Origin of the sequence: Brevibacillus parabrevis (assembly GCF_003710905.1) — a bacterium.
GTDB lineage: Bacteria > Bacillota > Bacilli > Brevibacillales > Brevibacillaceae > Brevibacillus > Brevibacillus parabrevis.
The window spans coordinates 15,004-38,583 of record NZ_RHHV01000007.1 but is presented as its reverse complement, the minus strand read 5'-3'; the positions used below and the strand labels follow the sequence as shown (position 1 = coordinate 38,583).

At 51.8% G+C, this 23,580-nt stretch carries 21 protein-coding genes, 1 other RNA gene and 1 pseudogene; 9 read left to right on the top strand and 14 right to left on the bottom strand.

All coding sequences use genetic code 11. From position 1 onward, the window contains the following. Positions 1 to 31 precede the first annotated feature (31 nt). The 5 genes and pseudogenes from EDM60_RS09080 to secG all read right to left on the bottom strand — a co-directional run bounded on the left by EDM60_RS09080 (position 32) and on the right by secG (position 5,500). Positions 32 to 954, bottom strand: a pseudogene (locus tag EDM60_RS09080) (site-specific integrase). Between the two features lie 507 nt (positions 955 to 1,461). After that, positions 1,462 to 1,817: a transfer-messenger RNA gene (gene ssrA / locus EDM60_RS09075) on the bottom strand. Between the two features lie 169 nt (positions 1,818 to 1,986). Next, positions 1,987 to 2,460 (bottom strand): SsrA-binding protein SmpB, encoded by a 474-nt coding sequence (smpB, locus tag EDM60_RS09070; RefSeq protein ID WP_122963688.1) that lies wholly within the window; start codon positions 2,458 to 2,460, stop codon positions 1,987 to 1,989. A 149-nt stretch (positions 2,461 to 2,609) separates the two neighbouring features. Then, positions 2,610 to 5,114: a ribonuclease R gene (rnr, locus tag EDM60_RS09065; RefSeq protein WP_122963687.1), complete on the bottom strand. Its 2,505-nt coding sequence runs from the start codon at positions 5,112 to 5,114 to the stop codon at positions 2,610 to 2,612. A gap of 143 nt (positions 5,115 to 5,257) precedes the next feature. Beyond that, complete coding sequence (gene secG, locus EDM60_RS09060; protein ID WP_003843341.1) at positions 5,258 to 5,500, bottom strand: preprotein translocase subunit SecG; 243 nt, start codon at positions 5,498 to 5,500, stop codon at positions 5,258 to 5,260. Positions 5,501 to 5,794: 294 nt separating this feature from the next. Here secG and EDM60_RS09055 point away from each other — a divergent pair, with 294 nt between their 5' ends. The 5 genes from EDM60_RS09055 (at position 5,795) to EDM60_RS09035 (ending at position 9,657) form a co-directional block, all read left to right on the top strand. Beyond that, the gene (locus EDM60_RS09055) at positions 5,795 to 6,190 is read left to right on the top strand and encodes a YqzM family protein (RefSeq protein WP_122963686.1); all 396 of its coding nucleotides are present in this window, start codon (positions 5,795 to 5,797) and stop codon (positions 6,188 to 6,190) included. A 75-nt stretch (positions 6,191 to 6,265) separates the two neighbouring features. After that, entirely contained in the window at positions 6,266 to 7,033 is a 768-nt protein-coding gene (locus tag EDM60_RS09050; RefSeq protein ID WP_122963685.1) for an ABC transporter ATP-binding protein, read from the top strand. Next, positions 7,030 to 7,776 (top strand): ABC transporter permease, encoded by a 747-nt coding sequence (locus EDM60_RS09045; RefSeq protein ID WP_122963684.1) that lies wholly within the window; start codon positions 7,030 to 7,032, stop codon positions 7,774 to 7,776. The genes EDM60_RS09050 and EDM60_RS09045 overlap by 4 nt, the downstream gene beginning before the upstream one ends. A gap of 113 nt (positions 7,777 to 7,889) precedes the next feature. Further along, positions 7,890 to 8,414: an RNA polymerase sigma factor gene (locus EDM60_RS09040; RefSeq protein ID WP_122963683.1), complete on the top strand. Its 525-nt coding sequence runs from the start codon at positions 7,890 to 7,892 to the stop codon at positions 8,412 to 8,414. Continuing rightward, positions 8,404 to 9,657 carry a YjgB family protein gene (locus EDM60_RS09035; RefSeq protein WP_122963682.1) on the top strand — a complete coding sequence of 418 codons (1,254 nt, stop codon included), beginning with the start codon at positions 8,404 to 8,406 and terminating at the stop codon, positions 9,655 to 9,657. The genes EDM60_RS09040 and EDM60_RS09035 overlap by 11 nt, the downstream gene beginning before the upstream one ends. A gap of 63 nt (positions 9,658 to 9,720) precedes the next feature. Here EDM60_RS09035 and EDM60_RS09030 read toward each other — a convergent pair whose 3' ends face one another. Continuing rightward, the gene (locus tag EDM60_RS09030) at positions 9,721 to 10,731 is read right to left on the bottom strand and encodes an ABC transporter substrate-binding protein (protein WP_122963681.1); all 1,011 of its coding nucleotides are present in this window, start codon (positions 10,729 to 10,731) and stop codon (positions 9,721 to 9,723) included. 207 nt (positions 10,732 to 10,938) lie between these two features. Between EDM60_RS09030 and EDM60_RS09025 the strand changes: the two genes are divergently transcribed. The 4 genes from EDM60_RS09025 to EDM60_RS09010 all read left to right on the top strand — a co-directional run bounded on the left by EDM60_RS09025 (position 10,939) and on the right by EDM60_RS09010 (position 14,646). Beyond that, a complete protein-coding gene (locus tag EDM60_RS09025; protein ID WP_122963680.1) occupies positions 10,939 to 11,949 on the top strand; it encodes a FecCD family ABC transporter permease in 1,011 nt (336 codons plus the stop codon). Then, the gene (locus EDM60_RS09020; protein WP_122963679.1) at positions 11,946 to 12,980 is read left to right on the top strand and encodes a FecCD family ABC transporter permease; all 1,035 of its coding nucleotides are present in this window, start codon (positions 11,946 to 11,948) and stop codon (positions 12,978 to 12,980) included. Before EDM60_RS09025 ends, EDM60_RS09020 begins: the two co-directional genes overlap by 4 nt. A gap of 19 nt (positions 12,981 to 12,999) precedes the next feature. Further along, positions 13,000 to 13,827: an ABC transporter ATP-binding protein gene (locus EDM60_RS09015; protein ID WP_122963678.1), complete on the top strand. Its 828-nt coding sequence runs from the start codon at positions 13,000 to 13,002 to the stop codon at positions 13,825 to 13,827. Positions 13,828 to 13,998: 171 nt separating this feature from the next. After that, positions 13,999 to 14,646, top strand: coding sequence for a hypothetical protein (locus EDM60_RS09010; RefSeq protein ID WP_122963677.1), 648 nt, complete (start codon positions 13,999 to 14,001; stop codon positions 14,644 to 14,646). A 57-nt stretch (positions 14,647 to 14,703) separates the two neighbouring features. Here the strand turns inward: EDM60_RS09010 and eno are convergent, their stop codons facing one another. The 8 genes from eno to EDM60_RS08970 form a co-directional block, all read right to left on the bottom strand. Beyond that, on the bottom strand, positions 14,704 to 15,990 hold the full coding sequence (gene eno / locus EDM60_RS09005; protein ID WP_063230975.1) for a phosphopyruvate hydratase: 1,287 nt from the start codon (positions 15,988 to 15,990) through the stop codon (positions 14,704 to 14,706). Positions 15,991 to 16,078: 88 nt separating this feature from the next. Continuing rightward, positions 16,079 to 17,620, bottom strand: a complete 1,542-nt coding sequence (gene gpmI, locus EDM60_RS09000) for a 2,3-bisphosphoglycerate-independent phosphoglycerate mutase (RefSeq protein WP_122963676.1) — start codon at positions 17,618 to 17,620, stop codon at positions 16,079 to 16,081. A 15-nt stretch (positions 17,621 to 17,635) separates the two neighbouring features. After that, positions 17,636 to 18,394, bottom strand: a complete 759-nt coding sequence (gene tpiA, locus EDM60_RS08995; RefSeq protein ID WP_122963675.1) for a triose-phosphate isomerase — start codon at positions 18,392 to 18,394, stop codon at positions 17,636 to 17,638. A 21-nt stretch (positions 18,395 to 18,415) separates the two neighbouring features. Further along, entirely contained in the window at positions 18,416 to 19,600 is a 1,185-nt protein-coding gene (locus EDM60_RS08990) for a phosphoglycerate kinase (protein WP_122963674.1), read from the bottom strand. Between the two features lie 97 nt (positions 19,601 to 19,697). After that, positions 19,698 to 20,702 (bottom strand): type I glyceraldehyde-3-phosphate dehydrogenase, encoded by a 1,005-nt coding sequence (gap, locus tag EDM60_RS08985; protein ID WP_063230979.1) that lies wholly within the window; start codon positions 20,700 to 20,702, stop codon positions 19,698 to 19,700. 19 nt (positions 20,703 to 20,721) lie between these two features. Continuing rightward, the gene (locus tag EDM60_RS08980) at positions 20,722 to 22,086 is read right to left on the bottom strand and encodes a Na+/H+ antiporter NhaC family protein (RefSeq protein ID WP_122963673.1); all 1,365 of its coding nucleotides are present in this window, start codon (positions 22,084 to 22,086) and stop codon (positions 20,722 to 20,724) included. 20 nt (positions 22,087 to 22,106) lie between these two features. Beyond that, positions 22,107 to 23,132, bottom strand: coding sequence for a sugar-binding transcriptional regulator (locus EDM60_RS08975; protein ID WP_122963672.1), 1,026 nt, complete (start codon positions 23,130 to 23,132; stop codon positions 22,107 to 22,109). A 177-nt stretch (positions 23,133 to 23,309) separates the two neighbouring features. Next, positions 23,310 to 23,576 carry a glutaredoxin family protein gene (locus EDM60_RS08970; RefSeq protein WP_122963671.1) on the bottom strand — a complete coding sequence of 89 codons (267 nt, stop codon included), beginning with the start codon at positions 23,574 to 23,576 and terminating at the stop codon, positions 23,310 to 23,312. Between the last annotated feature and the right edge of the window lie 4 nt (positions 23,577 to 23,580).

Below are 23,580 nucleotides of genomic sequence, written 5' to 3'. Positions count from 1 at the left end.
AAAGACCGCTTACTGTTGCGGTCTTTCGTCTTTAACCAACACATTCTCTTGCTTTCTTTAACGATGAACTGAAAGCACTCATTGTTTTCTTATGGGTGTCATCAAATCTGTGAGTGTAAATTTTGTCTGTCGTGCCTACATTGGAGTGGCCGAGAACTTCGGAGATAGATTTCAAGTCAACTCCTTGGTCATAGAGTACGCTTGCGAACGAATGTCGGCAGTCATGCAACCTAATTATTGGAAGATTGTTTTTTGTAAGAATTCTTTGAATTGATCAGTAATATAGTTGACTTTGTAGGGTTTTCCATTTGTTTTTGCATACACATATCCTGAATCGTGAAATTCACAACCCAGAAGTTTTTTGTATTTATCATAATTCGCTTTACACTTTAGTAAAACCTCATACAATTCATCCTCAATATACAATGCCCTCAGACTCTTATCAGTTTTAGGTTTTTTGGTTACGGTTATTTTCCCCGCACTTACCCTAACTTCTCTGACATAAATGATGCGTTCATTAAAGTCAATATTTTTCCATTTTAACCCGCAGATCTCTTCTCTTCGTAACCCCAGATAACTGGCAAGATATACAGGAACCTCTATTTTTGTATCTCTTACGTTTTTAAGTAAAGTAATTAATTGTTCCTGTGTATAGAATTTCGCTTCAAATTTTTGTCTCCGTGGCAATTCTACTGCAAGAGCTACGTTCCTATATACCAATTGTTGCTTTGTAGCATAGTCAAGAGCTTTACGAATGTTGGCATGGTGCTTGTGTACCGTATTCGGTGACAATCCCTTTTCTTCTAATAGATGCTTGTAATACTTCTGAATATGTGCTGGTTGAAGATCTTGCAAATCAACATTCCCCAAGTAAGGAATAACGTGGTTGTTAATGATGTTTTTATATCCATAAATCGTAGTTTCTTCGCAATTAAACTTCACATAATTATCCATCCAATAAACCAAGAATTCAGCAAAAGTCATCCTGCTTGGTGACACAAGCATATTCCTTTGCTTGTTGTAGTTGAATTCAATTAGGAACTTTTCTGCTTCTTCATATGTGTCAAAATGTTTAGTTGGCCGATTCCGTTTACCGTTAACTCTCTCCAACTCCATTGTAACTCTATACTTACCTGTCTCTTTTATTTTTATAATGCCTTTCATCATCTTCATTTTTGAAAACCCTCCTATGATAATCTGATCAGTTATTGGATAACACCAATGTAAAGAAAATAAAAGCTGTCGTATATACCAAAATGGTCGAATAACGTTTTATGCCGAGGGGAATTTTTGATTCTTCAAACAAGATAACACGAAGTAAAATTGATCAACAAGACAAAACCCAGTAGCCAAAGGGCTACTGGGTTTTGAAGAGTTTTGGATTTATTATTCGTTGGCTACTCAATGGCTACTATTCTTCATTCTAATATGCCATCAAGCCTGATAAATCAAGGTATGTATTGGTGGAGGCGGGGGGATTCGAACCCCCGTCCGAAAACAGCGATACATGAGCATCTCCGAGCGCAGTCACTCGTTTAGAGTTTCGGCGACGGATTCGCGGAGTGACGCGCTGACCCGTTACCTAGCCTGATTGATCTTCTTCCTTTGGCTCCAGGCGGAAGCCTCCGGCGTATCCCACTAAAGTTGAGCGCTAGTCATGCCACATGGGCGATGGAATGGTAGCGCCTCACTGGTTATTAAGCAGCGAGAGAAAGTTGTTTGTTGCCAGTTAATGGCGTTTGCGTTGGTGACGAGGTCCGCAACCCCCCGGCTCGCTTCTCATGCTCTACCATCCCCGTCGAATCCAGAACGCCCCCGAGGTATAAGGTGAGAAAAAGTCCAGATGACGAGCCATTATCGACATCCAGACTGTGTTTACAAGTCAGTCCATGCAAGCTTGTACCGCTTGCTGTTGTTCCACTACTATAGCACAAGCGATGGCGGAAACTCAACGTTGATTGCTGCCAGGCTTGCCATAGCCATCCATTATGCCTTTTGGCGGTCGCGCAAGGCGCGCTCGACTTCGCGGGCTGCGTCCTTTTTCTTGAGGTCTTCGCGCTTGTCGTAGTTCTTCTTCCCTTTGACGAGAGCAAGCTCGACTTTGGCCCAGCCGCCTTTCAAATAAATGCTCAGCGGAACCAGCGAGTAGCCTCTTTCGCGGATCAGACCGTTCAACTTGAGGATTTCCAGCCGTCTCATCAGCAGCTTGCGGGTGCGCTCCGGTTCATGGTTGAAACGGTTGCCCTGCTCGTAGGGGCTGATGTGCACGTTGTACAGCAGCAATTCGCCATTTTGCACGCGGGCAAAGCTGTCTTTGAGCTGGACGCGCGCTGCACGCACGGCCTTGATCTCCGTTCCGGTCAGGGCAATGCCTGCTTCGAATACTTGCTCGATGTGGTAATCGTGGCGTGCTTTTCGGTTTTGGGCGACTGTCTTGGTTCCGGTTTTATCTTTTGACATGGAGATCACCTCACTCGTACGTACTGCGTATCGTAACAGTTAGTCTAGCAAATTTTGCCGATGGTGGCAAGCGATTTTCCCGGAAGCTTCGGGGGCTTTCCTGGCCGATTGGCACTCAAATCAAGCCCCCTTGGCTCTTATACAATCGTTTAACGGCGCTTCCGTTTGACCTGGCTGGCTACATTCTTGCGGTTTTTCTTTTTGGAGCGGACAAAATCTTCCCAGAAGCCTTTCTGGTTCTGTGATTGATTTTCCTCTCCGCCCGTCCCGATTGGCAGTACCTCTTCCTTGGCACCTGCTGATCCGGAAGCTGGTGGACGAGAAGCTTTTGTTCCTTCGCTTCTGCGGCGATCCTTGTATTTTTGCCGGATTTCAGCCGGATGCTTTTTGTCCTTTTGGCGATCTGGACGTTCTGGACGACCTCCGCGGGAACGATCCTGCTTGCCGCGAGTCGGCTTGCGCTCTCCTCCGCGTCCGTCGATGACGCGCGGTGTACGTTCGCGGCTGCCGCGGAAACCTGCCGCTTTGGTCATGCCGACGATTTCAAAATCGATGGTGCGTTCATCCACGTTGACACTCGCCACGCGAACCTGCACAACATCCCCGATGCGGTACTGCTTGCCAGTTCGCTCCCCTACCAGCGCATACATCTTCTCATGGTAGTGATAGTAATCGTCGGTCAGGAAGCTGATGTGCACCAGCCCCTCGATCGTATTGGGCAGCTCCACGAAAATTCCGAACGAGGTAACACTGGAGATCACGCCTTCAAATTCTTCTCCGATGTGCTCTTTCATGAACTCCGCTTTTTTCAGGTCGTCCGTCTCACGCTCGGCATCCACAGCCAACCGCTCGCGCTGGGAAGCGTGCTCGGCGATAACCGGCATTTGCTCCGCCCAATACGCCAGGCGCTTCTCTGACAGGTTGTTGCCCTGCTCGATCCAATCCCGAATGCGGCGATGGACAATCAGGTCCGGGTAGCGACGAATCGGCGATGTAAAATGCGTGTAAAACTCGGTGGACAGCCCGTAGTGACCGAGGCTTTCCGCGTCGTAGCGCGCTTGCTTCATGGAGCGCAGCATGACCGTGCTGATGATGATTTCTTCCGGCGTGCCTTTGACTTCCTCCAAGAGCTGTTGCAGCGCACGAGGATGCACAGAGTTGCCTTTTCCCCGGATCGAATAGCCGAAGTTCGTGATAAACTCCATGAAAGACATGAGCTTCTCCGCGTTCGGGTCTTCGTGAATGCGGTACATGAACGGCTGCTTCATCCAGTGGAAATGCTCTGCCACTGTCTCGTTGGCTGCCAGCATAAATTCTTCAATAATCTGCTCGGCAATCGAGCGCGTGCGGAAGCCGATCTCTGTCGGTGCGCCTTCTTCGTTGACAAAAATTTTCGCTTCGCGGAAATCGAAGTCGATGGCTCCGCGCTGCATCCGCTTGGAACGCAGCTTCAGTGCCAGCTTCTTCATTTCCTCGAACATCGGGACAAGCTCGCTGTACTTCTCAAGCAAAGCTTCGTCCTTGTCTTCCAGGATGCTGCGCACATCGGCGTACGTCATGCGCTCGTTGGTACGGATAACGCTGAGGAAAATATCGTACTTCACCAGCTGCGCATTTTGGTCCATCTCCATATCGCAGGAGATCGTCAGCCGATCCACTTTTGGATTCAAGCTGCATATCCCGTTCGACAAGCGGTGCGGCAGCATCGGGATGACACGGTCGACCAAATAGACGCTCGTACCCCGGCGATACGCTTCATTGTCCAGCGCAGACTTTTCACGGACATAATAGCTGACGTCGGCAATATGCACGCCAAGCCTTACATTTCCGTTCGGCAACACTTCAAGCGACACGGCATCGTCCAAATCCTTCGCGTCCGCTCCGTCGATTGTGACCATCATCCGGTCGCGCAGATCGCGGCGTTCCTTGATTTCGTCTTCGGAAATTTCGTCCGGCGAAGCCTCTGCTTCCGCCAGCACCTCATCCGGGAACGCTTCCGGCAGATTGAACTTGCGGATAATCGACAGGATATCGACTCCCGGGTCGTTTTTGTGCCCCAGAATCTCGACGATTTCTCCTTCTGGATTCACCCGTCCTTCCGGGTAGCGGACGATATTGACGACTACTTTGTGGCCGTCTACCGCTCCGTTGTACGCCGTTTTCGGGATGAAAATGTCTTTGCCAATCCGCTTTTCATCCGGGATGACAAACGCGTAGTACGTCTCGTCCTTGAACGTCCCGACAACTTGGGTCATTCCCCGCTCGACGATGCGAACGATCCGTCCTTCCAGGCGATTGCCGCCCGCTTCCTTTTCCACACGAACCAGCACGGTATCACCGTGAATCGCTCCGTTCATGTCGTTGGCGTGTACGTATACATCTTCCATGTCAGGTGTTTCCGGGATGATAAACCCGAAGCCTTTTGGATGGCTTTGCAGACGTCCGCGCACCAAATTCATTTTTTCAGGTACACCATATCGATTCGCACGAGTGCGGATAATCTCTCCGCCGGCTTCCAGTGCGTTCAGCGTCTTCACCAGTTCCTTGAAGGAAGCTGAGTCCTTGATTTCAAACGCTTCCTCCAGTTCCTTCACTGTCATCGGGTGATAGGCCTGCTCGCGCATGAACGCGAGTATTTTTTCTTGATCTGTCATTCACAAACCTCCTTTTTTCGCGTGGCTCTACCGCGCTGTTCCATTTCTCCATTACTATGTAGTATTCACCGTTCATCCACATCGCAATCGGAATAGCGAAAAAGACAGCAAGTCGCACTCGCTGTCTTTCGGCTATTCGTCTATTACGCTCCTGTTTTCAAGAAATACCCGAGCAAAATCGCAAAAATCATGAAAGCAACCGCAAATACAACGGTCAGTTTCCCTAAAAGTGCGTCAATCCCACGGGCTTTTTGTTTGCCCATCAGTTGCTCTGCACCGCCACCAATCGCTCCCGAAAGGCCGGCACTCTTTCCAGATTGCAGCAACACGACGATAATTAAGCCAATACTTGCGATCACAAGTAAAATTTTCGCAGCCAATGCCATCTACATTCACCTCAAAACGGATTTCCAAGGCGGTAAAAAACCAATATAACCACTTTATCATACTTGTCTGGTTACAGCAACCCGCTATCCTTTCCATTATATGTGGAGCAATCATCCGCAAAATAATCTCCGACTTTTTAGGCACAATAGATAGAGATAGTGAAAGATTGTTTACACAAAATTGGCAAATTGTGTACTTTCTTTGTCTGTTTGGCAGTCGCCTTGCAACTGTCAAGATTTTGCCGTAAAATTGCAGTTGAACCTTTATTATTTGCATCGGGAGGTCTTTGTCAAATGGCTGGGTCCAACAAAAAAGACATGAATCAAAACGACGTAATTGATTCCGCGAAGGCCTTTTTCACTTCGTTTGGTATCTTGTTTCTAGTTTTTCTCATTGCACTCGTAGGATCGATTATTTTCCCGCCAAAACATGGGGAAGAAGCTCAAGGTGGCGGCGCACCTACTGCCAACATTGACGCTGCAGCTATTTTCAAACAAAACTGTGCTTCCTGTCACGGGCAAAACCTTGAAGGAATCGCAGGTCCAAACCTGACCAAAGTCGGGGCAACTCACAGCGCTGAAGACATCGCCAAAATTATCAAAGAAGGTAAAGGCGGCATGCCTCCAGGAATGCTGAAAAAGCAACCAGAAATTCAAGCGGTTGCACAATGGCTGTCGGAGCACAAATAAGTACATAGATAGCCGTAAGGAGAAACACCGAAGACTCGTCCTCTTCGGTGTTTTGCCGTTGATGGGGGGATTTGCATGAGCACCGTCATGGAGATTGAATCGTTGGGCAAAAAAGTTTTCGCTTCTGCCGATTCCTGGCTTTTTCGCGACTTGAACGCAACCATCTCAGAACCTGCTATTATTGGAATCCTCGGAAAATCCGGTCAGGGCAAAAGCACGCTGCTCCGCATTTTAGGCCGACTGTTGGCTCCCGATCACGGAACCGTCCGAATGGAGCAAAAAGCAATGGAGCAATGGCCGAGCGCCTTGTGGCGAATGAAAATGAGCTACGTCGCCCAGCAGGCGACCATGCTGCCCGGTACGGTAGAAGACAATTTGCGAACCGCAAGCATGCTGCACCAGCGCCCTTTTGACCAACAGCTCGCCCGCGCCCTGTTTGAACAGCTTCATCTGGAACAGGTCGAATGGACGAAGCCAGCGCAGCAACTGTCTGGCGGCGAAAAACAGCGTGTAGCCCTCGTGCGGACACTGCTCCTGCGTCCGGCTGTTCTGCTATTGGATGAAGTCACAGCCTCGCTGGATACGAGAAGCAAACTGGCGACAGAGCAATTGCTCGTCGATTTGCACAAACAAACAGGCACGACCATCCTCTGGGTCACGCACGATCTGGAAGAGGCGAAAAACAACTGCGAACGCATCTGGTTCATGGCAGATCATCAGCTGCAGGCAGACATGCCCAGCCACGCGTTTTTTCAGGCGCCGCCCACCGAACAGGCGCGGGACTTTTTGCAGACATCACTAGCACAAGCTCATCCAGACGCGAAAGAGGTACACCATATATGACGTATACATCGATCTGGATCGCATTTGCCTTCGTACTGATTGCCCTCCTCCTCTCCTTGTGGCAGCGGCTTGGGCTGGAAAAGGAAATTGCCGTCGGCACGATCCGCTCGACGCTGCAACTTTTGGCGATTGGCTACGTGTTGCATTTCGTCTTTCATTCGGACAGCATCTTGTTCATTTTGCTGCTCATCGCCATGATGATTGCCGTCGCCTCCTGGAACGCGGCGAGCAAAGCGAAAAAGCTGCGCGGTATTTTTGGACGCATCGCTCTTTCGCTTGCGCTCACGGAACTGGTCACCATGGGACTGTTGGTGACGCTCGGACTGGTTTCGCCGACACCTCAGTACCTGATTCCGATGAGCGGCATGATTATCGGCAGCTCCATGATCGTTTGCAGCCTGTTTCTTACCCATATGAACAGGGAAGTGGAAACCTCGCGCGGCGAGATCGAGGCGCTTTTGTGCCTGGGAGCGACTACCCGGCAAGCGGTGCAAATCGTCCTCAAGCGCGCCGTGAAAGCAAGCATGATCCCTACTTTTGATACGATGAAAACGATTGGGCTTGTCCAGTTGCCCGGCATGATGACGGGGATGATTATTGCTGGCGCCAGTCCCATCGAAGCTGTTCGTTACCAGATTCTCATCATGCTCAGCTTCAGCTCGTCTGCTGCTGTCTCCGCCGTTCTGATCAGCATGCTGAGCTATCGGCTCTGGTTTACACGCGATTCCATGCTGCACTCATAACGTTCTTTCCAAAAACTGTCGGTCATGTTTCCGGCAGTTTTTTTCGTCTTTTGTAATGAAAGCACGCCTTGGTCGTCAAATTACAAGTAGAAAGCATAAAAGGTGGTTCAGCTATGGACAAAAACAGCATCATCGAGCAATGGTTTCTGCGCTATAGCGACGACATCTACAAGTTCCTCGTCTACTACACCGGAAACAAGGACGTGGAGGATCTTGTCCAGGATGTGTTCCTCAAGGCGCTGCGGTCACTGGAGTCATTCGAAGGCCGATCGCAACCGAAAACATGGCTGCTCACCATCGCCAGACATACAGCGATCGACTTTGCCCGCAAAAATCGGCTGCGCAACTGGCTGCCGGACAAATGGCTTGCCGGGGTTCAATCGGAAGCAAAAACGCCGGAGGAAATTTTGCATCTGCACGCCGAACAGCAAGCCCTGTACCAAGCCGTCAGAAAAATGAAGCCCGCTTATCGCGAAGTATTGATCCTGCGCGGGATAAAGGGGTTATCTCCCAAAGAAACGGCCGAAATTCTCGACTGGTCGGAAAACAAAGTAAACGTGACCATGCACCGGGCCATGAAGGCGGTAAAAGAGCATTTGATGCAAGACAGAAAGGAGATGGTAGGCGATGCCATCTAAAACAGACGACCAGCTTCTAAACGACATGAAAGGACTACCTGACATGAAAATGAACCAGGATAAAAAACAGGAAATCATCTCCACGATCCGCTCGACTGACACTCATTCCTTGCCTAAACGAACAGCCGCTTCCCCCGGCCGCTTTTCTGCTCTGGGTAAAGGCTTGGCCGTATGCTCTGTTCTGGCGGCGACGATCTGGATGGGAGCGACCCTTATCAGCAACAACCAGCAAAGCACCATGCCGGAATCAATCACAAGCAACACGCCCGGCTCGACTTCTGCTTCCCCTGGCCCAGCGGCTGGAAAAGGAAATGCCGTAACCCCTGCGCCTGTTCAGCCGCAATCGGAGCAATTGCTGCCGCTCATCCGCAAAGACGCCGAAAAAGGCAAAGTGATTGAGGTTCCCTACAGCGTGGAGCAGACTGTTTTTGATCAAGTCGAAAAAGACTGGGGCAAGCCGGATCATACCGATCAGGCAAACGGCCTGACCTACTCCACCTATGCCAAACGCGGTGTCGTGTTCGGCTACAACAAAGGCATGCAGGTGGTCGATATCCGCACGAACGATCCCCGCTTGGCGAAACTCAATGCGGACATGGTGGAAAAGGCGATGGGAAAACCCGGCCGTATTTCCGAGTTCGCCGGTAAAACGATTTACACATACGACGTAACAGACAAATACCAAATCAAGTTTATCTTCCAAGGCAAGAAAACCGCCAGTGCCAAGGATCTCGTCCTGGTTCGCTACAACGTCTACTACCCGCAAGGCAACAAAAACCTGATGCTGTACGGAAGCAATGCCGATATTTTGCAAAGCATCCGCGATCTGGCCAAAAACGGGCAAACTTTCGGCAGCGAATATCGCGTCGAAAAAGACTTATTTGATGACATCGAAAAACAGATCGGCAAACCAGATATCGTCGCGACCTTCAATGGAATTACCTACAATACCTACATGGACAAAGGATTGGTCTTCGCCTTCAACAAAGGCATGCAAGTCGTGGATATTCGCTCCTACGATGCACGCCTGCAAGCAATCAGCCAAGCGGAAGTTCTGCAAACGTTGGGCAAGCCGAACAATGTCACGACCACAGCAGGTGAAACCATCTACACGTACAAAGTTACGCCTGACTACGAGTTGAAAATCATCTTTAGCGGAACGGGCGGCAAACCGGAGAAACTCTACATCGATCACGTCAACATTTACTATCCGCGCGGCACGATCAACAACATGGCAGGCTGATCAGCACCATTTTGTACGCAAAAAAAGACGAGGGCACCCGCCCCCGTCTTTTTGCTTTCCAGCTTATTTGCCGATGATGTAGCCTTCCAGCTCATCCAGCACTTTGTTAGCCGCGATTACGCCGCCGGAAGTGTTCCAGATCGTATCATCCACTTTGAACGCCTTGCCAGCTTTTACGACATTCAGGTTTTTCCAGAGCGGATCGTTCGTCCATTCTTGCTCCAGCTTGGAAGCTTCTCCTTTGCCTGGCTCATACGTGAAGTAGAACATGATGTCGCCGTCCATTTCCGGAATGCGCTCTTTGGTTACTTCTGCTGCGAACTCTTCTTTGTCCTGGGATGCTGGACGAGCCAGGCCCAAGTCTTTGAAAATGGAGCCAGTGAAAGTGTCTTTGTAGTAAATACGCACTTTACCAGGCATGAAGCGTACGACGGAAATTTGCGTTTTCAGCTTGTCGCCCGCTTTTTCCTTGAAGTCTGCTACGCGTTTGTTCCAGTCAGCGATGACTTTCTCGCCTTCCGCTTTTTTGTTTACCGCTTCTGCGTACAAGTTGAAGTTTGCTTTCCAGTCGCCGCGCGGTTCTTCTACGAATACAGTTGGTGCGATAGCGGACAGTTGTTGGTAAATTTTCTCATGACGGAACTTCATACCGAGAATCAAGTCTGGCTTCAGCGCAGCGATTGCTTCCAGGTTTGGCTGGCTTTCCGTACCAACCGACTTCGTTCCTTCGAGGAAAGATTTGGTAAAGTCGTAAAATTGAGTCGGGTCAATAGTCGAACCAACTGCACCTACCGGCTTTACGCCAAGCGCCATCAATGTTTCAGTACCTTGGTTGGTCAGCATAACGACGCGTTCCGGAGTACCTTTGATTGTGGTTTCGCCCATCGCGTGTTTTACTGTATAAGATTGGCCGGAACCGTTGGAGTTGCCTGTAGCTTGGTCAGCAGGCTTCTGTTCTGCCGGTTTTTGCTCTGTTGCTTGCGGTGTGCCACAACCTGTGACGATCAGCAACAGCGCCATCAAAACGGCGAAGAACGCTTTACCGCCTGCGGTCCGATATGTACGAGAAAACATGATGTGAGGACCCCCTTGATTTTTGTCTATGGAAAATGTGAGTCAAAGACATTGACTATCCTACCTTTATGCATGGCCACAGTCAAGCATAAAATGATAATGACTATCAGCATCATTGACACATATCCGAGCTGGCTCTAAACTTAGCATTGTGGCGGAATCGTTAACAAAACAGAACAACAAGAAATAGATAAGGATGTAGCCCTCATGAATTGTTTACTCGCAAGTAACATTCGGAAGATTCTGGGAGTGGTTGTCGCCATTCTGCTCTTGCTTTACCTTAGCTATGCCAGCCTCGTTTTTGGCGTAATTGACACCAGCTGGCAAAACGCAATCGACGCCTACACCCATTTCAACGGTTCGAACGAACATATTGTCATTAAAGAAGTTCGGGTTCCCCGCGTGCTGAACGCGCTGACGGTAGGCTTTTGTCTCGGCCTGGCCGGGACCCTGCTTCAATCGTTAACGAGAAACCCTGTTGCAGATGTCGAGTTATTCGGACTGAACGCAGGCGCTTCTCTCTTTGTCGTTTTTGCCGTTACCTTTGTCGGGATCAGTTCGCTGACGGAGTTTACCTGGATTGCCTTTCTGGGGGCGGCAGTCGCCGGATTTGTCGTCTACTTGCTCGGCTCGTTTGGCAGAGACGGCCTTACGCCTGTCAAGCTAGTGCTTGCGGGTGCGGCGATTACGGCTTTGGCCGCTTCGATTCGTCACGCCATGATGGTCTTGAATGAAAAAGCTGCCGACGAGGTGCTTTTCTGGTTGGCTGGCTCTGTCGGGGGAAGAAAGCTGGAGTATTTGGCAACCGTCTTTCCTTATATGGTCTTTGCCTGGATTGCCGCCTTCCTGTTGGCCCGTCCGATTCAGACGCTGCTCATGGGTGATGATGTGGCAAAAGGGCTTGGGCAGCGCACACTGCTAGTCAAGCTTTCGACAGGTGTGGTCATCGTTCTGCTTTCCGGCTGCGCCGTTGCGGTTGCAGGGCCGATCGGCTTTGTCGGGCTCGTCACGCCGCATCTGGCTCGCTATCTCGTTGGAATCGAAACACACTGGGTGCTTCTGTACAGCGGCCTGCTCGGCTCGATCCTGTTGCTACTCGCCGATATCGGCGCGCGCTTTATCGCCATGCCAGCCGAGGTTCCTATCGGTGTCATGACAGCCCTGATCGGTGTGCCGTTCTTCATCTATGTCGCACGAAAGGGGCTGGATAAGGAATGAAACCATACCTCTCTCTGCGGTTTGGCAAACGTCTGTCTTTTCAGCTGCATAAAAAAACCGTACTTTTTTCCGGCATCGCTTTGCTGGTTGCACTCGCTGTCACGGTGATCAGTCTCGGCATGGGCGAGATGAAAATTGCGCCACTCGATGTCGTCAAAGTCCTTCTCGGCATCGGTTCTGATGAAAATGCTCTGATCGTCCAGCAATTCCGCCTGCCCCGCATCCTGACTGCGATTCTGGTCGGTGCTGCCTTGGCTTCGGCCGGGGCGATCATGCAAGGAATTATCCGCAACCCGCTCGCTTCACCTGACGTTCTCGGCGTAGCCGGAGGGGCTTCTGTTGCGGCTGTGGCCTTTTTGCTCGTCTTCGATACTGTCAGCATCAAATGGCTGCCGCCTACCGCTTTTCTCGGCGCCTTGCTGACCACGTTTCTTTTATACGCGTTGTCTTGGAAAAAAGGCGTCACGCCGATGCGCCTCGTCATGATCGGTGTCGGAATCAAGATTGCTGCGGGCGCGTTCGTCACGATCCTGATCATGTTCAGTCCGTTTTTGCTGCAAAACAAAGCCTTGCTCTGGTTGACCGGAAGCATCTACGGGGTAGACTGGAACGATGTGTTCATGATCCTGCCATGGGTCGTCATCCTGATCGTCGTTGCGGCTGTTTTGGCACGACGGGTCAATATCCAGCAGCTCGGGGATGACGTGGCGACAAGCCTGGGAAGCTCGCTCCAATGGGATCGGTTCCTGCTGCTCATGATTTGTGCAGCTTTGACCGGAACAGCCGTTTCTGTAGGCGGAGACATCAGCTTCGTCGCTTTGCTCGCGCCGCATATCGCCAAGCAGCTAATCGGGCCGTCCTTTGGCGGTGCCCTGCCTCTGTCGGCATTCCTGGGCGCTGTGATTGTGCTGATTGCCGATCTGATCGCCCGCATGGCTTTTTCTCCAATCGAAGTGCCTGTCGGGGTTTTCACTTCTGCGATTGGCGCTCCGTTCTTCATCTATTTGCTGTACAAAAATCGAAATCGTTAGCGAAAGGAGTCTTGCCCTCATGCAAGCTTTGGAAACCCGCAAACTGACCTTGTCCTACGGGGAACGCAACATCATCGAAGCGCTCGACTTGAATATTCCGCGTGGAAAAATTACGGTTTTCATCGGCAGCAACGGCAGCGGCAAATCGACACTGCTGCGCTCCCTCGCTCGCCTGCTAAAGCCAAAAGAAGGAGCCATTCTGCTTGAGGGCGAATCCATCGCCAAACGCTCTACAAAAGAAGTAGCAAAGCGCCTGGCTATTCTCCCGCAAGGACCTTCGGCACCGGAAGGCTTGAGTATTCACCAGTTGGTCAAGCAGGGGCGTTACCCTTATCAAAACTGGCTTCAGCAATGGTCGGAAGAAGATGAGCAAATGGTGAAGAAAGCGCTGGAAGCAACTCAACTGACGGAAATGGCCAGCCGATCCGTAGACAGCCTCTCCGGCGGTCAGCGCCAACGAGCCTGGATCGCCATGACGCTGGCTCAAGGCACCGATACGATTTTGCTCGATGAACCGACAACGTACCTCGACATGTCGCATCAGATTGAAATTCTCGATCTGTTGTATGAACTGAACGAGACTGAGCAGCGGACGATTGTGATGGTTCTTCACGATTTGAATCTGGCTTGCCGTTACGCCCACCATATTGTCGCCGTGCACAATCAGACGGTTGTGGCCGAAGGGGCGCCGGAAGACATTTTGACGACCGATCTCGTCCGCACCGTGTTCGATATGGATTGCCAGATCACACTCGATCCGTTGTACGGCACTCCCATGTGCATCCCTTACAGCAAATGCCGCATCGGTGGCAACACCGCGAAAGCAAAAGAAGCAGTGATGTCGTAAGCGACCGTTACTCTGAAAAGACTGCCCCTGCCTGTTATCCAGGAGCAGTCTTTTTTTCATGCGAAAAAGCAAAACATCCGCTGATGCCCATTGCCTGCTTCGCTCATAAGATGCAATAGCAAGGGCTAACTGGAATTGACTTTGGGAAAGGAAAGAAAGGAGGGAGCCAAAATGCCACACCAGATGCGCGAAGAGTGCGTTCGTCTGCCAAAAATATACGATTGGGTGCTAACGACCAGCTATTCCCGCTCGCGGCTGCCGGTTCCTGAGCCTTTTTTCACTCAGTTGAAAAACTGTCTGCAAAGCGGCATGGCGATCTCCGTGAGCTGCCTGCCCCCAGACGACCCTTGCACTTGTGCCCCTATCCGCTGCCACCTCCACGCCCCTTTGCACCGGACTTTTCACATCGTTGGCGGCCAGCGTGTGCCGATTGCTGTTGCCCGATTTATCGTCGAAGCAACTGTTTCTGTTCTCTTTTTTGCAGACGGCGACTTGCTTTTTGAGCTTCCTGTCCCGCTCGCTTTGGAAGAGCAGGCAGCGATCAGCCTGCCGCCCCCCTTGGACCTGGAAAACATCTCCTGCCGGATCGCAGCGGCTGAATGTCGCGCTGATTCGGCACTGTTGTCACAGATGGGGTTTATCGAAATCGATGCTTTTGCCTGCCTGGAAATGGTGGTCGAAGCCCAGGCCGTTTTGCAGGTGATGGGACGTCACTGCACTCCGCGGTCCGATTCGATTCCCGTTCCTCCCCGCAAGCTCCCGCTAAGCTGTACCCCCTTTCGCCTGCCTCCGAACTGCCCCAGGCTGACTGCTCCTTGAACAAAAAGAAGCGATGCCTGCGCATCGTCTGCACAAGCATCGCTTCGTTGTATTTCGTTATTTTTTCAGGTTGTAGAAAGCTTTGCGTCCGCCAAAACGAGCGGTATCAGCCAGCTCATCCTCAATGCGCAGCAATTGGTTGTACTTCGCTACGCGGTCAGTACGGGAAGGCGCACCTGTCTTGATTTGTCCCGCATTGGTAGCTACTGCGATATCCGAGATGGTGGAGTCTTCGGTTTCGCCGGAACGGTGGGAAATAACAGCTGTGTAGCCTGCCAGCTTCGCCATTTCAATCGCTTCAAACGTCTCTGTCAGCGTACCGATCTGGTTTACTTTTACCAGAATGGAGTTGCCTGTAGATGTTTCGATACCGCGCGCCAGACGCTCTGTGTTGGTTACGAACAAGTCGTCACCTACGAGCTGCACTTTGCTGCCCAGCTTGTCAGTCAGAGCTTTCCAGCCATCCCAGTCGTCTTCGGACAGGCCGTCTTCGATGGAGATGATTGGATATTTGCTTACCAGATCTTCGTAGAACGCGATCATTTCTTCGGTTGTTTTCACAACGCCTTCGCCTTCGAAGTGGTATTTGCCGTCTTTGAACATTTCGGTAGCTGCTACGTCCAGAGCGAGGAACACGTCTTTGCCTGGCTCATAGCCAGCTGCCTTGATCGCATCCAGGATAGTCGTAATCGCTTCTTCGTTGGATTTCAGGTTTGGAGCGAAGCCGCCCTCATCGCCTACTGCCGTGCTCAGACCTTTGTCATGCAGCACTTTTTTCAGGGAGTGGAAAATTTCCGCCCCCATGCGCAGCGCTTCCTTGAAGGACTCTGCACCTACTGGCATAACCATAAATTCCTGAATGTCTACAGTGTTGTCGGCATGCTTTCCGCCGTTCAGGATGTTCATCATTGGAACTGGCAGCGTTCTTGCGTTGAATCCGCCCAGGTAGTTGTAAAGCGGCACTCCCAAAGAGTCAGCAGCTGCGCGAGCTACTGCCATGGAGACGCCGAGGATCGCATTTGCGCCCAGCTTGCCTTTGTTGTCTGTACCGTCGAGCTGGATCATCGCCATATCGATGCCTACTTGATCCAGAGCGTCCATGCCGATCAGCTCAGGCGCAATGATTTCGTTGACGTTTTCTACTGCTTTCAGAACGCCTTTGCCCAGGTAACGGGACTTGTCGCCGTCACGCAGCTCAACTGCTTCATAAGCACCTGTGGATGCTCCGGATGGTACTGCTGCGCGGCCCATGGAGCCATCTTCGAGGTACACTTCCACTTCCACAGTCGGGTTGCCGCGGGAGTCCATAATTTCGCGTGCGTAAATGTCAGTAATCATTGCCATTTCTCGTCCATCTCCTTTTAAAATGCGAGTCGCCCCACAAGTATTTGGTATGGCTATCCAGACATCTATCAGTGTGTCTTAGAGACGCCTATTTTGCAAGTAACGATTTCCCTGTCATTTCAACAGGCTGTTCTGCTCCCAAAAGGTCGAGCAAGGTTGGCGACAGATCGGCCAAAACTCCGTCTTCTCTGAGCGTAGCGCCTGCTTTGGTCACAATGACTGGCACAGGGTACGTGCTGTGCGAAGTGATCGGACGCCCATCTGCATCCAGCATCAAATCCGCATTGCCGTGGTCTGCCGTGACGATCGCCGCCCCGCCTTTGGCCAAAATCGCATCGACGACCCGACCGAGGCAAGCGTCGACTGTCTCCACCGCTTTGATCGTCGGCTCCATTTTACCGGAGTGACCCACCATGTCGCAGTTGGCGAAGTTGAGAATGATCGCATCGAAATGATCGGCTTCAATCTCCGCCACGACCGCGTCTGTCAGTTCAGGCGCACTCATTTCCGGCTGGAGGTCGTACGTCGCCACTTTCGGCGAAGGAATCAGGATGCGCTTCTCGCCTGGAAACTCCTGCTCGCGGCCGCCGCTGAAAAAGAAGGTCACGTGCGGATATTTTTCCGTCTCCGCGATGCGCAGCTGCTTCAAGCCTTGCTGCGCCAGTACCTCGCCCAACGTGTTGTCCAAGTTGGAAGGCTTGTAAGCGACATACCCGTTCACCGTCTCGGAAAAATGCGTCAGGCAGACGAAGTGCAGATCGCGCGGGTGGTTCTCTCCGCGATCAAAGCCGCGGAAATCATCGTTCGTAAAAGCTTGCGAGATTTGGATGGCACGATCCGGGCGGAAGTTGTAAAAGATGATGGAATCTCCGTTCTCGATCGTCGCTACAGGCTTGTCGTCAGCGCCAAGGATAACCGTCGGCATGACAAATTCGTCCATGATCGACTTTTCATAGGATTCCTTGACCGCCTGAATCGGGTCGTGATAGGCAGGAGCATCCGCATACACCATGGCGCGGTAAGCTTTCTCTACCCGCTCCCAACGCTTGTCGCGGTCCATCGCGTAGTAGCGACCTTGCACCGTTGCGATCTGACCAACGCCGATTTCCGCAATCTTCGCTTGCAGCTGCGCAATGTATCCGACGGCACTGTCCGGGGATACGTCTCGCCCGTCGAGGAAGCCGTGAATATAAACGCGGTCAAAGCTTTGCTTTTTGGCCAGCTCCAAAATCGCGTACAAATGCTCGATATGACTGTGCACGCCTCCGTCAGACAAAAGCCCGAACAGATGCAGCTTCTTGCCGTTTTGCTTCGCGTGCTCGATGGCAGCAATCAACGTCTCGTTTTCAAAAAAGGCGCCTTCCCGAATCGACTTGGTGATGCGAGTCAAATCTTGATAAACAACGCGGCCCGCACCGATGTTCAGGTGCCCTACCTCGGAGTTCCCCATCTGCCCTTCCGGCAAGCCGACAGCCAGTCCACTCGCTTCAAGCGTTGCATGAGGGTACTCGTTCCAGAGGCGGTCAAAGTTCGGTTTATTGGCTTGCGCTACTGCATTGCCATACGTTTCGCTCCGCAAAGCAAAACCATCCAAAATCAACAGCGCTACCGGTTTCGGTCTTTGTGCCATTTGTTTCTCCTCCTCCTATTGCTGCTGTGCACCTGCCACAAGCTGCAAATAGCTGTCTGCTGCCAGGCTCGCTCCCCCTACCAGCGCGCCGTCGATATCAGGCTGCGCCATATAGCTTGCGATGTTCTCCGGCTTGACGCTGCCGCCGTACTGAATCCGCACGGCTTCCGCTGTCTCTTGGCCGAATCGCTCTGCTACGACACTGCGAATAATCGCAATCGTCTCGTTAGCGTCTTCAGCCGTAGAAGATTTGCCTGTGCCAATCGCCCAAATCGGTTCGTAAGCAATAATCGCTTTTGCCACCTGCTCGGCTGTCAATCCGGCAAAAGCTCCTTCTGTCTGCGTGCGCACGACGTTAGCTGTCTCGCCTGCTTCCCGCTGCTCCAGGCTTTCTCCGACACACACAATCGGCACCAGGTCTGCTGCCAGCGCAGCGACCACTTTTTGATTCACCGTCTCATCTGTTTCATTGAAGTATTGACGACGCTCGGAATGGCCCAGAATCACGTATTCGACGCCGATCTCTTTCAGCATGGACGCGCTGACTTCCCCTGTGTATGCCCCTTGCTCGGCAAAATGCATGTTTTGCGCGCCAACGGCAATATCCGTTCCTGCCAATGCCTCTGTCAAAGCAGCCAAAGCTGTAAATGGTGCGCAAATGACTTTTTGTACGCCGGAAGTGTTGTTCCCTGCTTTGGCTTCTGCTGCAAAAGCTTTCGCCTCGGCAATCGTCTTGAACATCTTCCAGTTCCCCGCGATAATTGGTGTCCGCATGCAAACTCCCCCGCTTCGCTCTTATTCGTGATCTGCCAGTACAGCAACGCCCGGCAGTTCTTTGCCTTCCATAAACTCCAGAGACGCTCCGCCACCTGTAGAAATGTGGGTCATCTGCTCGGCTACGCCTGCTTTTTCCACCGCAGCTACCGAATCGCCGCCGCCGATGATCGTCGTTCCTGTGCACGCAGCCATCGCTTTGGCTACGCCAATCGTGCCAGCTGCAAAAGCGTCCATTTCAAATACGCCCATAGGACCGTTCCAGACAACCGTTTTGGACTCTACGATTACACTGTGGTATTGCTCCACCGTTTTTGGCCCGATGTCGAGCGCCATCCAGCCTTCCGGAATCGCGTCGAGCGCCACAACCTTTTTCTCGGCATCTGCCGCAAAACGGTCTGCGACAACGACGTCGACTGGCATCAGCAACTGGACGCCGCGCTCTTTTGCCTGCTCCATCAAGCTGCGCGCCAGATCGAGCTTGTCATCCTCACACAGCGAAGCACCGATGCCGTAGCCCTGTGCTTTGAGGAATGTATTCGCCATGCCGCCGCCGATGATCAAGTGATCCACTTTGGTCAGCAGATTTTCGATGACAGCAATTTTATCTTTGACCTTTGCTCCGCCGACGATCGCCGTAAATGGACGCTCCGGCTTGGACAAGGCTCCGCCCATGAAGCGGATTTCCTTTTCCATCAAAAGCCCCGCAACAGCCGGTATGTACTGGGCAATTCCTGCTGTAGAAGCATGTGCCCGGTGTGCGGCTCCAAAAGCGTCATTGACAAACAGATCGGCCAGCGCCGCAAAGCTTTTTGCCAGTTCTGGATCGTTCTTTTCTTCTCCCGCATGGAAGCGTACGTTTTCCAGCAAGATCACGTCGCCGTTTTCCATGCTTCCTACTACCGCTTCGACATCTGCCCCTGTGGAATCGTCAAGCTTACGGACTTCCTTGTCCAGGAGCGCAGACAGATGGGACGCGACAGGAGTAAGGCGCATCTCTTCGACTACTTGCCCCTTTGGACGGCCAAAATGGCTCGCCAGGATTACTTTCGCTCCTTTTTCCATCAGGAAACGGATGGTTGGCACAGCGGCACGGATGCGAGTATCATCTGTGATGGTCCCGTCCTGCATCGGCACATTAAAGTCGACACGGCAAAATACGCGCTTGCCTGCCAGCTCAACATCGCGGATAGATTTCTTGTTCATGAACGATCCTCCCAAATCAATGGCTTTTTATTCGGAAAAAACATATGGGAAAAGGGAGATTGCTCTCCCTTTTTTCACAACAGTTCTATTTTACGTGTTAGAAGCCGCGCTGTGCAACAAAATGACACAAGTCTACGACACGATTGGAATAACCCCACTCGTTGTCGTACCAGGAAACTACTTTCACCATGTTTCCTTCCAGTACCATAGTGGACAGAGCATCGATTGTGGAGGACGCCGGGTTTCCGTTGTAGTCGGACGATACAAGCGGGTCTTCGGAGTAGCCCAGAATGTTTTTCATCGGACCTTCAGCTGCTTCTTTCAGCGCGCTGTTCACTTCATCTACCGTTACGTCAGCTTTCAGCTCAACGACCAGGTCGACAACCGACACGTTTGGAGTTGGCACGCGCATAGCGAAGCCGTTCAGCTTTCCTTTCAGCTCAGGCAGTACGAGCGCTACTGCTTTCGCTGCTCCAGTGGAGGTAGGAATGATGTTTTCCGCAGCGGCACGGGCACGACGCAAGTCTTTGTGCGGCAGGTCGAGAATTTGTTGGTCGTTGGTGTAGGAGTGAACGGTAGTCATCAAGCCGCGAACGATGCCGAATTTATCGTTGAGCACTTTGGCAAACGGAGCCAGGCAGTTCGTTGTGCAGGATGCATTGGAGATGACGGTGTGCTTCGCAGCATCGTATTTGTCTTCGTTTACACCCATAACGACCGTGATGTCTTCATTGGTAGCAGGGGCGGAAATGATGACTTTTTTCGCTCCGCCTTCCAGGTGCTTCGCTGCGTCTTCACGCTTCGTGAATCGGCCAGTAGACTCCACGACGATTTCCACGCCGTAGTCTGCCCATTTCAGTTGAGCAGGATCACGCTCTGCGAGAACCTTGATTTCTTTTCCGCCTACGATCAGCGTGTTTTCTCCCGCTTCTACGGAGAGATCCAGAACGCCGTGCACGGAATCGTATTTCAGCAGGTGAGCGAGCGTTTTCGCGTCAGTCAGATCGTTTACTGCGACGATTTCCACGTTCGGATTGCCAAGTGCTGCGCGGAATACGTTGCGACCAATTCGTCCAAATCCGTTAATCCCTACTTTTACCATGAGAAAAACCTCCTGATCGTTAACTAGCTTTATTCTTTATGGCTATCATCCCACCTTCCGGAAGAAACCATCGGGTGGAGAGAATGGTGACAATCGGCAACAAAATGCTGAAAAATACAAAGGGCAACGTCTGTACGGTGGGAACTCCCAGCGTCAGAGCCATCATCATCGACAATCCGTTCCACGGAATCAGCACAGGCATGACTACCGTAGAATCGAGCATGGTTTTCCCCAGCAACTCGCGCCCTTTGCTCCATTGGGAGAATCGGTCCAAAAGCGTCGTTCCCAGCACCAGAATCGGAATGGTCTGGTTACAGCTGATGATGATGACCAGGAGCGACAAAGCAGTTGCTTTCGCTACCAGCAGCGTCGGATTTTTCGTCTCGCCCATCCATTTATCGACAATCGGGGCAAGAATTTGGGCCTGGTTCAATATGCCGTTCAAAAACCCTGCCAAAACAATCAGCAGCAGGACGTTCAAAATGGCAACCATCCCCCCGCCGTGTACAAGCTGATCCAGCCTTGTACCTGAGTGCAGCTCGTAGCCGTTCAGCATGGCGGAAAAAAACGTGCTGACATCAAGCTGTCCGTGAACGAGCACCATCACCGCACTGACGACAATGCCGAGCAAAAGAGCCGTTACGGCCTTGATCCTCAGGGCAAAAGACCCGATGAGGACAAGCAGCGGCAGCATGAGCAGCCAGTTAATCGAAAAGTGGCTCGTCAAAAGCTCCTGATACATTTGAATCATTTCGCCTGAACCTGCCTGTGACCGGAACAGGTCGAGAGCGAGAAACAAAACGGCGCATATGCCTGTGGCAAGCATGGCAGGACGTCTCGTTTTTCCATCTTGCGCTTCTGTCATCCCTACATTGGAGAGGACAAGCAGACGACTGCTGGATATCGGTGAAAATCGTTCCCCCACCATCGCTCCCGAGATCAAGGCTCCGCCCGTAATCGCTGGCGATATCCCTGCTGCGTGGGCAATCCCCATCAAGGAAAGTCCGATGGTGCTAAGCGTGCCGACAGACGTTCCAAGCAGGTAACTGACTGCTCCTGTCAGCAAAAAGGAGAGAACGAACAAATAGTCGACGTTGACGATGGACAACCCGTAATAAATGATCGCGGGTATCGTTCCTCCCATCATCAAAAGCGGAATCAGCACGCCCACCAAAAACAGGATCATGAGAACCGGCTTCGTCTTCTTGACACCTTCCCAGCCAAAGCCGAATTGCTGCCTGATGGAAAAGCCCAGCTTTCTTACACTTACCAGTGTGACCAGGATCGCAAAAACAATCCCCCATGCGATCGGCAAACCGAGCGACAAACTGAGCACGATTCCCGCAATCATCGCCAGGATCGGCGTAACTTGCGCCGTAGACATACGATCAGCTTCCTTCCCCGTTACAATCGTGTGGACAAGAGTGCTCTTGCCGCTCCCTCATCCGTAATGAGTACATTCTGACACGATTGTTTGGCAAAGGAAAGAATCGCTTTTGCCTTGCTTTCGCCCCCTGCTATGGAAAGCACGGTTTCAGCCTTGTGCACTTCTTCCAACTGAAGTCCGATAGTCGGCATCCGGTGGACCGTTTCGCCTGCTTCATTAAAGTAGTAGCCAAACGCTTCGGATACCGCTCCCGCTTCTGCCAGATCAGCCAGCTCTTCTTCGGAGTAATTGCGCCGACGAGCCATGGCGATCGCGTCGCCAATCCCGTGCAGCACGATCCGCGTATTTTGCAAAAGCGCGAGAACGTCTTGCACCTGAGGCTCTTTGAGCAATGTTTGCAGCGCTTCCGGGTGCAACCGATCCGGCACGTGCAGCAGCCGATAAGTAGCCCCTGTCTTGGCAGCCATCGCGGCAGCGAGCGTGTTGGCTTGCAGCTCCACTCTCTCGCCCAGCCCGCCGCGAGCAGGTACGAACTGTACATGCTTGAACGAAGCAGAAGGCGTCAGGTGATTGGCTACGCTGGCAATCGAAGTGCCGCCAGTCACAGCGACAATATCGCCCTCTTGGATCGCTTGCTTCAAAACTCTCGCGCCTACGCGTCCAAGCTCGGCTTTGACCCAGGGAGACTGGTCAGCATCGCCCTGCACCACGATCACTTCCGGGATGCCGAGCTTCTTTTGCAGCCCTTCTGCCAAGTCCCGGAGGCCAAACAGCTCGCCGACAAGCGGCTCCATGTCGTCCAACACTTGCTGTCCTTCGCCGCTCAACTGCATTCCCGCAGCGGTAACCGTCAGAAGCCCTGTCTCCTTCAACAGCTCTACCTCGGAACGCAAAATGCGCTCGGTAGTGTTCATCGCCTGAGCAAGCCCTCTGCGCCCAATCGGCTGCAAGTGATAGATCGATCGGAGCAACATGTACCTTTCACGCAAGACCCTGGTCAGGTCAGGCAGCAACTTCTGTTGCAGTTCCAGTAAACGTCGCATGTGCTTACATCCTTGGCTGTAAAATTGATCGGGACGTTTTTTGTCCCTGTATATACATTTTTTGTCCCGATTCGTACAAAAAAAAGATCACTTGCTACAACTTGAATGTAGCATATCGCAGGCAAACATGCAAGCTCCCCCTGACCTAAATATTGGCACAGGGGGAGCTTTTTTCAGTCAATTCTGGCGCCTGGCAAATTCCGCTCGCAGCTCTTCCATGGTCACGACATGAGTGATCGAGCGAAATACGACCTCTCCATCAATCGCGACTACCGGAATCACCAGCATCATCTCTTCGTGCAACGTTTCATCGCTTTCGATATCCACGACGCTTAGCTGTAAAGGAAACTCCTCTGCCAAAGCGCGGATGATCAGTTCCACATCTTCGCACAGATGGCATTTTTTTCGTCCGTACAAGACAATTTCAAGCTGCCTGTTGTTCATTGGC